Source organism: Caballeronia sp. SEWSISQ10-4 2 (assembly GCF_030464885.1).
Taxonomy (GTDB): domain Bacteria; phylum Pseudomonadota; class Gammaproteobacteria; order Burkholderiales; family Burkholderiaceae; genus Caballeronia.
In genome coordinates this window covers 59,553-69,757 of sequence record NZ_JALPRJ010000045.1, presented here as the reverse complement: position 1 = coordinate 69,757, position 10,205 = coordinate 59,553, and the positions used below count along the sequence as shown (strand labels likewise).

The following is a 10,205-nucleotide window of genomic DNA, read 5'->3' as shown; positions in this document are numbered from 1 at the left end:
AATAGTGATAAAGAAAACATCCAACATATAACGACCGCAGGCCTAAGCAGCAGCAATCCAGCCCCCTGACCACCGGCCCCCCAACCAGAACCCCGAGTGCGAACGCCCCCCCTCTCACTGGTATGCTGGCGGCCTTATTCCACCAAAGAAACCCCCCATACCACGATGGCAACGCAGGACAAAGCACTCGCATTAAAGAAAATGAAATGGTTCGCCGCCGGCCTGCTGGTCGCGGCAGCGGCATTGTTCTTGCTCGCCAAGAGCCAACACGACGCCGGCGCCTGGGCGTGGGTCTCCGCCTTCGCCGAAGCCGCAATGGTCGGCGCGCTGGCCGACTGGTTCGCAATTGTCGCGCTGTTCCGCCACCCGCTCGGCCTGCCGATCCCGCACACCGCCATCCTCCCGGCGAACAAGGCGCGCGTCGCCGATAACCTCGCGGAATTTGTCCGCGACAAATTCCTCGGCACCGACGCGCTGATCGCCCGCGTGAACGCGTTCGATCCCGCCGGCCGTCTCGCGGTGTGGCTCGCGGAACCGGCGAACGCGGCGCTGCTCGGCGCGAAAGCAGTCGCGGCGGCGGGCCAGATGCTCGAATTCGTCGACGATGAGCGCGTCAAAACGATGCTCCACGAGGCCTTGCGCCGCCGCGCCGAACAATTCGATCTGGCCGGCGCGGTAGGCGGATTGCTGTCGACGCTGACGGTGGATCGCCGCCATCAACTGCTGCTCGACGAAGGCTTGCGCGAACTCGCGCAATGGCTGGATCGCGAGGAAGTGCAGACGCTCCTCGCGGCCAAAATCCTGGACGTCGCGGGCGAGGAGTATCCAAAACTGATCGGCATGCTCGGGTTCGTAGGTCTGAGCGCCGAAGAACTCGGCAGCAAGTTCGCGGGCGGCCTGGTGCGTGGCGCGAACAAATGGCTGCACGACATCAGCGAAAACCCGGAGCACGAGCGCCGTCAGGCCTTCGACAGGAAGGTGGAAGGATTCATCGAACGCCTGAAGTCCGATCCTGCATTCCGCGCGCGTATCGACCAGCACAAGCGCGAATGGCTCGAACGCCCGGAATTGCGCACCTACGTGAACGGCCTGTGGGACGAATTCAAGGACTGGCTGCGCCGCGATCTCGCGCAGCCGGATTCGGCGCTCAACAAAAAGGTGACGGGCGCATCGGCGTCGTTCGCGGCGGCGCTGGGAAGCGATCCGGCGCTGCGCGAATCGATTAACGAGCACATGCGCGACGCGCTCAAGTCCCTCGCGCCGGAATTGCGCGACGGCATCGCAAAACATATCGCCGCGACGGTGCGCAACTGGGACGACGCCACACTCGTGCGCGACGTGGAACTGAGCGTGGGCCGCGACTTGCAGTTCATCCGCGTGAACGGCACGCTGGTGGGCGGCGCGGTTGGTCTGATCATTCACGCAGTGTCCACGCTCATGGTTTAAGCTTCGAAATCAAAATTCCTTTAAAGAAACCGAATATGACGGATCCGAACGCCGCGTTGATCCAGCGTTTCTACGAAGCCTTTCAGCGCTCCGACGCTGAAGCGATGGCCGCGTGCTACGCGCCCGATGTGGAGTTCAGCGATCCGGTGTTCGGCGTGCTGCGCGGGCGTGAAGCGGCGGACATGTGGCGCATGCTGCTGTCGCGGGCGGAGGAACTCTCGCTGACCTTCAGCGATATCAAGACCGTCGGTCAGACGGCGACGGCGCGCTGGGTCGCGACCTATCGTTTTTCGCAGACCGGGCGTAAGGTGGTCAATAACGTCACCTCACGCTTCGCGATCCGCGACGGCCTGATCTCCGAACATCACGACAACTTCGACCTCTGGACCTGGAGCCGTCAGGCGCTCGGACTCAAAGGCTGGTTGCTCGGCTGGTCGTCGTTCGTGCAGAAGAAGATCCGGGCGCAGGCGAGCAAGGGTCTTCGGGCATATCGGCAGCAACTCAAAAAATGACCCGTCTCGAATGTCCGGCCATTGAAGGGTGTCTCGACGACGAATGGCTCGAAGCCGACGCTTTTGGCGGTTTTGCGTCGGGCACGGCCGGCACCGAACGCACTCGCAGATACCACGCGCTGCTTCTCACGGCCACGCACCCGCCGGCAGGACGCATGGTGCTGGTGAACGGCGTGGAAGCGTGGCTGGAGGATGCATCGGGGCAGATGCGCATTCCGCTGTCCATGCAACGCTACGGTTCCGGTTCGGTCTGGCCGGATCCCTCCGAAAGCCTGCTTTCATTCGATACCGAACCCTGGCCGACGTGGCGCTTCCAGATCGGCGACAACCATATCCTGACCGCCGAGGTATTCGTCGCGAAGCAGGGCGCGCAGACCGTGCTGCGCTGGCGCCTCGACGGCAACGAGTTCACGCTGAAAGTCCGGCCCTTGCTCTCCGGCCGCGATTATCACGCGCTGCATCACGAGAACCAGGCGTTTAACTTCAGCTATACGGCTGCCGGCGATCAGGTTCGCTGGCAAGCGTACGGCGACGTGCCGGCGGTCGTGGCCGCATCGAATGGATCGTATGTCCACGCACCTGACTGGTATCGCAACTTCTGCTACACGGTCGAGCGCGAACGCGGCATGGATTTCAACGAGGACCTCGCCACGCCCGGGATCTTTTCCTTCGATCTGTCGCGCGACGAAGCGGTGCTCATATTGAGCGCGAACGAGGGTCCGAAGACGAGCGCTATCGATACCGCCAGGTTTCTTATGGATATCGAACGCACGCGCCGCGCCGCTTTTCCGACGCCGCTGCATCGTTCCGCCGATGCCTACATCGTGGCGCGAAATGAAGGCAGCACCATCCTCGCAGGTTTCCCGTGGTTTACCGATTGGGGCCGCGATACCTTCATCGCGATGCGCGGTTTGCTGATCGCATCCGGCCGATACAGCGACGCCGAATCGATCCTGCTCGAATGGTCCGCCACGATCTCCGAAGGCATGTTGCCGAATCGTTTTCCGGACAGCGGTGCGCCGGAATACAACTCGGTGGATGCGTCGTTGTGGTTCGTGATCGCCGTGCACGACTATCTTGCTACGGGCCACGCTCAAAGGGAAACGCGGGACCGTTTGCAACAAGCCGTCGATGCCATTCTCGACGGTTACTCAAGCGGCACGCGTTTTCAGATCGCCGCGGATCCGGAGGATGCTCTGCTACGGGCTGGCGTGCCCGGCGTGCAACTGACGTGGATGGACGCGAAGGTGGGCGAATGGGTGGTGACGCCGCGCATCGGTAAGCCGGTCGAAGTGCAAGCGTTGTGGATCAACGCGCTGCGCATAGCGGCTGCATGGAATCCACGCTGGAACGAGCTGGCCACGCGCGCGGCTCAAACGTTCCAGCAACGTTTCATCGATCCCGCCAGCGGTGCGCTTTACGACGTGGTCGACGCCGATCACGAGCCGGGCAAAATCGATCGCTCCATCCGTCCGAACCAGCTTTTTGCGGTAGGCGGGCTGCCATTCTCGTTGATCGACAATAGCGAAATCGCGCGCGCTATCGTCGATCAATGCGAGCAACTTTTGCTGACGCCGCTCGGGCTTCGAACCTTGTCACCGAACGACCCTTCTTACAAGGGCCGGTACACCGGCACGCCGCTGGAACGCGATAGCGCCTATCATCAAGGCACGGTCTGGCCGTGGCTGCTGGGGCCATTCGTGGAAGCGTGGCTGCGGGTTCATGACAACGGCCAAGCATCGAAAGCCGAGGCCCGTCAGCGCTTCCTGAAACCACTGCACGACCATCTTCATCGTGCGGGCCTCGATCACATTACCGAAGTCGCGGACGGCGACGCCCCGCATACGCCCGGCGGGACACCATTCCAGGCGTGGTCGCTGGGCGAACTCATGCGCATTGAGCGTTTGCTCAGCCCCGATTCTGCCGACATGTCTCAAACGCGCTAGATTATCGGTCTTTCCGTCACGCTTTTAGTCAAGGACGTCCCATGCCGCCACTGCGCGCCACCAAGTCTCTCGACACCATCGAAGGAGCCCGGCTCCATTCAACTGACTGTTCGCGCTGGCAACGCTGGGGGCCGTATCTTAGCGAGCGTCAATGGGGCACGGTGCGCGAGGACTACAGCGAGAACGGCACCGCCTGGGACTATTTTCCGCACGATCATGCACGCAGCCGGGCGTACCGCTGGGGCGAAGACGGCATCGCCGGTTTCGGCGACGACCACCTCAACTGGTGCGTCTCGCTCGCCATGTGGAACGGCCGCGACGCGATCATCAAGGAACGTTTGTTCGGCCTGACGAATGCGCAGGGCAACCACGGCGAGGACGTGAAGGAGCTGTACTTCTACGTCGACGGCACGCCGACACATTCCTACATGCGGATGCTGTACAAGTACCCGCACGCCGCGTTTCCCTACGACGACCTCGTTGCCGAAAATGGCCGTCGCGGCGCGGACATGCCGGAGTACGAAGTGCTGGATACAGGCGTGTTCGAAGACAACGCGTATTTTGATGTCCACGTCGAATATGCGAAAAACACGCCTGAAGATATCGTGATGCGCGTGACGGTCGAGAACCGCGCGGATCATGCAGCGTCGCTCGACCTGCTGCCGCAGATCTGGGCACGCAATACATGGTCGTGGCAGCCGTCGAAGAAACCTTCGCTGACCTTGCATACCGATGCCAAGGGCAGCCGCGTGATCGCGCAAAGCGACGGCCACGAGCCGATGGTCGTGACCGCCGAAGCCCGCAACGGCGCGACCGTCGAATGGCTGTTCTGCGAGAACGAAACCAACGTCAAGCGCCTGTTCAACATGGAGGGCACGGGGCCGTTCAAGGACGGCTTCAACGACTACATCGTTCATGGCGAAGAAACAGCGGTTCGACTCGATACCGGCACCCGCGCCGCAGCGCATGTGCATCTCGAGTTCACACCGAATAGCCGCACAGTCGTGACCATGCGCTGGCGTCCGGAATCGGATGCCGACACCGACCGCCAACCGCTTGATATCGACGCACTGTTTGCCCGCCGCATCGCCGAAGTCGATGCATTTTACGCAGGCCTGCAGCACGAAATGGACGACGCCGATCAGCGGCTCGTACAACGTCAGGCGCTTGCGGGCATGCTGTGGTCGAAGCAGTATTACCTCTTCGATGTTACCCGCTGGATGGACGGCGATCCGTTGCAGCCGGCCCCGCCGCCAGGCCGCAAGCGTGGGCGCGATGCCGACTGGCGGCATCTGTACAACGCGGACATTGTCTCGATGCCGGACAAGTGGGAATACCCGTGGTACGCGTCGTGGGATCTCGCGTTTCATGCGGCGGCTTTTGCGCTTATCGATCCGGTGTTTGCGAAGCGTCAATTGCTGCTGCTGGTGAAGGACCGCTACCAGCACCCGAATGGGCAATTGCCGGCCTACGAGTGGGCGTTCAGCGACGCCAATCCGCCCGTTCACGCATGGGCGACATGGCGTGTCTATGAAATCGATCGTGCGATCACCGGCAAGGCGGATCGCGACTTTCTTGAGCTCGTATTCCACAAGCTGCTGCTGAACTTCTCGTGGTGGGTGAACCGAAAAGACGCCGACGGCCGCAATATTTTCCAGGGCGGTTTTCTCGGGCTCGATAACGTCGGCATCTTCGACCGCTCGGCGCCGCTGCCCACGGGCGGTCGTATCGACCAGTCCGATGGCACGGCGTGGATGGCCGCGTACGCGCTTGACCTGATGCGCATCGCGCTGGAACTGGCGATGGCGAATCACGTGTTCGTCGATATCGGCGTGAAGTTCTTCGAGCATTTCTTGTACATCGCGGAGGCGGTCAGTTGCAGCGATTCGTGCGAGACCGGCCTCTGGGACGAACGCGACGAGTTCTTCTACGACGTGCTGCAACTCCCCGACGGCACGAGCGTGCCCATGCGCATCCGCTCCATTGTCGGCTTGATTCCGCTGTTCGCGGTGCATGTGCTGGAAGAGCATTTGCACGGCCAGCTGCCGGGGCTGCGGGACCGGCTTGTGTGGTTCCTCCAGCACCGGCCGGATCTGGCGAAGCTGGTCTCGCGCTGGAACGAACCGGGCAAGGGCAATAGCCTGCTGCTGTCCGTGTTGCGCGGACATCGGATGAAGGCACTGCTCAGGCGCATGCTCGACGAAAGCGAGTTCCTCTCCGACTACGGCGTGCGTGCGTTGTCGCGGGTGCATCGGGACAAGCCGTTTGTGCTGGAGCACAACGGCGACCGCTTCTGCGTGCAGTATCTGCCGGCGGAATCGGATTCGCGCGTGTTCGGCGGCAACTCGAACTGGCGCGGACCGATCTGGATGCCGGTCAACTATCTGCTGATCGAGTCGCTATACGAATTTCATCGTTATTACGGCGACGATTTCCGCGTGGAATATCCGACCGGATCGGGCCAGAAGTTCTCGCTGAGCGAGATCGCCGATGAACTCGCACGACGCCTGACGCGCCTGTTCCTGAAGGACAAGAACGGCGTGCGTCCCGTCATGGCTGCGTACCCGCAACTGCAGGCCGATCCGCACTCGGACGACCTCGTGCTGTTCCATGAGTACTTTCATGGCGACACGGGGCGTGGTGTTGGCGCGTCGCATCAGACGGGCTGGAGCGGGCTGGTCGCGTTGCTCTTGCAGCCGCGCGTGAGCATCGTGGCGCAGAGCCTGCCAGTAGGCGGGGAAGTTCAGCCCGAAGCGGAGCTGGTGACAAAGTAGGGGGCTCGTTCAGCACCTCTGCGTTCGCCAACGCCGCTTCGGCGACTGAAAGTCATTGGTTGTTGCACAACATCAACACCTTTTCGGCTTCGGTGCACGAGCGCTTCGGCGCTCGTTGCGTCACGGGCGCTTCAGCGTTGCTGCCGCCTGCCGCCATCTTGCGGATGCATGCCCGCAAGCGCTTTTCTATCGGCGGATAGTATTTCCAGCCGCGACTGAGCGGCGGCAATTCCATCTTCACCTGCTTCCACTTCGGATGGCCGTTGGCCTGCAGTTCATCGAAGTGCGCGCAGAGCGAATCGGCGAATTGCGTTAGCGCGCCAACGGTGCCGCGCAGGTTGTAATCGTAGGTGACGAGAAACGCTTTGACCGTCAGCGTCGGTGAGTCTTCCTTGATCCAGTTCGGATAACTCGACGTGCGGATCGTGGCCGGGAAATAGGTCTGTTCAGCACGCGCTGTCTCGGGCACTGAAGGATCGAGCTTGAGCAGCTTGATCTGGCTCAGCAGGTCCGGGTTGAGGTCCTGGAACAGCTTGGCCGGCTGCCCGGCGACAATGATTGCTACATCGAGTTTGCGCACGATCAGCTTGGCAAGCGCGTCTTCGTTGCTGTAGTGCTGCGCGTTTTGCTCGGGGATGGGCTGGTTGAACATCAGCTTGTAGAGCGTGGTCGCCGATTGGGCCGTGCCGCTGCCGATCAGTCCGACGCTGATGTTCTTGTCCTTGATCTCGTGGATGTAGTTGATCGGCGAATCCGATCGCACCACGAAGTAAATCTCTTCGTTATAAAGCGGCATGATGAGCCGAAGCGGCTGGATGATCTTGCCCGCTTCTTCGTTGCCGCTTTTCGCCATATCCAGATACGCCTGGTACACGTCCGACTGCACGAGCGCGAACTTCACGCCCGGCTCGTAGCGCATGCGCTGTACGTTTTCGGCGGACCCCTTCGACGCAAGCACGTCGAGGTTAATGCCGACCGGATCGGCCACCCATTTCGCCAGATCCTGGCCGATCTGGATGTACGTGCCGCGTTCCGGTCCGGTGACGATTTTATAGTCGACTTCCGCGTGAGCCTCCGCAACGAGGCCGGCGAGCCCAATGAGGGCGAACAGAATGAAGAAAGTCTTGCGCATGATGTCGTGTGAGCCGTTTTAATGTGTTGGCCAACTTTTATTACACGGATGGATCACGGTGGCCTGCGTCTCCGGGCGCGGCCTTCAGCCTCCTTAAAAAATCTCCTGTTTTTTGTCTCCTGTCTTCCTTCTACGGCTCCTACTCTTGCTGCAAGGGCGGACGTTGCTGCGAGGGCTGGTTCTTGGTCCAGCCCGACTGCAAGATCGCGCGCTCCTGATCGTCGGGATTGGTGGCATTGAAGCCCGGCGCGTGCTGCTGCGTTCCGCTAGCCGCGTTGTCTCCTGACGCGGGCGCGCGGGTGGCCGTGGGCGACGGCGGACGAGTACTGCTGCGCGCAACCGCCGGCGCACTGCTGGCCGCGACGGGAGGCGACACAATGGCCGCCCGCACGGGGACGGCTTCGGTGATGGGCGCGAGCGAGTGGATGACCGGCGGTGAGGGAATATCGGCGGGAATCCGGGCCGCGGCGGCAGGCTCAGGCTCCGGGTCGGGCTGCGCTGGCGCGCGCGCCGCGGCGTTCGCCGGCGACGGCGCGCTGCGCACCGCTGCGGGGTCGGGTCCATCGGGCATCGGTATGAATGCGGGCGCCGGCGGCCGGGCCGGCGCGGCCTGTTGCTGCGTGGACGGCGGGGTATAGGGCGGCGCCGGCGACGTGAGCGGTGCCTGCGAGTTCGCGCCGATGCGTGCCTGTTCGGACACAGCCGGAGCAGTGACGGGGGCAGGAATCGGGGCGGCAACCGGAGTGGGTACGATCGTCCTGGCCACGGGCGCGGACGGTGCGGCTGGCGCGGGCGTCGGGATGGGCGTGGGCACACCCATCGCGGCAAGGGCACGGGCGTGCTCAGCGGCCGAGACGGTCACCGTGTGCCTATGCACAGGCGCGGGCGGCGTTGCGGCATATCGCGGCCCGGGGACGAACACGGGCGTCGGAGGGGCGGCTGGCGCCGCAGCCGCCGGCCCGTTGCTCCGCGGCGCCGCATGCGCTGTTGTTGTCGCGGGGCTTGTGTTGTTGAGCCAGCCCGAACGGGCGATCGCGTGTTCGACGAGCGTTTGCGCTTCGGCATTGCTCGCGTCGATAGTCAGCACGTCGCGGGCGTTCTGGCGCACGCACAACCATGAGCCGGTCGCCTCGCAACCGCGCGCCGTCTGCAGCATTTCGTCGCGTTGACGTTCCAGGCCCGTCAGCTCGGCCTGGGTTCGCTGCACATTGCCGGCAGTCAGTTGCGACGCGGGAATTTTCGAAAAGCGCTTGCGCGCCGTGCTCAGGTCGCCCCGCTGGATGGCGTCACGCGCGGCCTGCAGATTGTCCGTCGCGCTGGCAAGCGCGGCTGTTGCCCCACGGCTGGATGATTCTGCGGGCAAGGCCTCGCGGGCGGCAACCGAGGGTGCTGCCGGTGTCTGCGCCTGTTTGACAGCCGTTGCGGATTTGCCCGTGGGCACCGCCGCAGGCAGAGGAGCCGGCGCAGGCGTGTTATGCGCCGTTTTCATGTCGATGGCGCCATATGCGCTTTGCCCGGCCGGCGTGGCGGAATGGGTGGCGTCGTTGTCGCTGTGCTGCGAATAGATCACGCCGCCGGCCACCAGCGCCAGCGCCACGGCGCCCAGCGTGACGGTCTTCGACATATCCCAGCGCTGCTCGCCGGTGCCGGCCAGTTCCGCTTCTTCTGGCACGCTCGGGTAGGGCGAGGGTGTGCTCAAGGCTTCGCGGCGCACGCCGAACGGCAGGCGCATGCCGCCCGCGAAGCTTGCGGACTTCGTGGTGGCCGAGGTTCCGCCATGATCGGCGCCGCAATGCGGACAGGTATCGGCGTCGCCAGACATGGCGTTGCCGCAACGCCTGCAGGTCACTGAATCGGGGGATGAGGGGAAAAAAAGACGGGCCATGCCAAAAACCTCCCGGGACACAAGGGTTGTCCTTTCCGCTTGCGTGTCCGGTTTAATCGGACAAAATGATGACTCGTATGATGAAATGCTTCGGACTCCCTAGGCTGGACATGCACCGGGGGGAGCCGGAACCAATATGTGACATCTCCGGAGCGACGTCAACACGTCCGGGAGCGGCCGCGCAACACCCGCGCGATGCCGCCTAAATGCCTGCTTTGCCCTCGCCGGTCAAGGCGCTGGCGAACAGGTAAAAGCGGCCGGTGGTTTCGTCGGCAGGAGCCTAGGTTCTGTCCGAATATGGCGCTTCGCCGCGGCTCGAAACAGGCCGTCAAAACCCGAAATTCCGGCCGAAGCCGATTAATTTTCGTGTCTTTAAGCCGATATACACTCTTGGTAATAAATTTGAGACAAACTCGCAATTTGGTAGGATGTAAGCGCGCTGCGAGGGGCCGCGTGCAGTAATGCGAAAGCGATCAAAAATACAAATGACTCACCATCCGATGCGCGCCG

6 protein-coding genes are annotated in these 10,205 nt (G+C 62.8%); 4 read left to right on the top strand and 2 right to left on the bottom strand.

Features of this window, described 5'->3' with window-relative positions:
- Window positions 1–201 precede the first annotated feature (201 nt).
- From M0D69_RS27275 to M0D69_RS27260, 4 genes are read left to right on the top strand one after another with little or no spacing between them, the layout of a single operon-like run.
- A complete protein-coding gene (locus M0D69_RS27275) occupies window positions 202–1,446 on the top strand; it encodes a DUF445 domain-containing protein (RefSeq protein WP_301784984.1) in 1,245 nt (414 codons plus the stop codon).
- Between the two features lie 35 nt (window positions 1,447–1,481).
- Window positions 1,482–1,958, top strand: coding sequence for a nuclear transport factor 2 family protein (locus tag M0D69_RS27270; RefSeq protein WP_301784983.1), 477 nt, complete (start codon window positions 1,482–1,484; stop codon window positions 1,956–1,958).
- Window positions 1,955–3,904, top strand: coding sequence for an amylo-alpha-1,6-glucosidase (locus M0D69_RS27265; protein WP_301784982.1), 1,950 nt, complete (start codon window positions 1,955–1,957; stop codon window positions 3,902–3,904). Before M0D69_RS27270 ends, M0D69_RS27265 begins: the two co-directional genes overlap by 4 nt.
- 41 nt (window positions 3,905–3,945) lie before the next feature.
- Window positions 3,946–6,678, top strand: a complete 2,733-nt coding sequence (locus M0D69_RS27260; RefSeq protein WP_301784981.1) for a glucosidase — start codon at window positions 3,946–3,948, stop codon at window positions 6,676–6,678.
- A 52-nt stretch (window positions 6,679–6,730) separates the two neighbouring features.
- Here the strand turns inward: M0D69_RS27260 and M0D69_RS27255 are convergent, their stop codons facing one another.
- The gene (locus tag M0D69_RS27255) at window positions 6,731–7,810 is read right to left on the bottom strand and encodes a TAXI family TRAP transporter solute-binding subunit (protein ID WP_301784980.1); all 1,080 of its coding nucleotides are present in this window, start codon (window positions 7,808–7,810) and stop codon (window positions 6,731–6,733) included.
- A 139-nt stretch (window positions 7,811–7,949) separates the two neighbouring features.
- Window positions 7,950–9,632 (bottom strand): hypothetical protein, encoded by a 1,683-nt coding sequence (locus M0D69_RS27250; RefSeq protein WP_301784979.1) that lies wholly within the window; start codon window positions 9,630–9,632, stop codon window positions 7,950–7,952.
- Window positions 9,633–10,205: the final 573 nt, after the last annotated feature.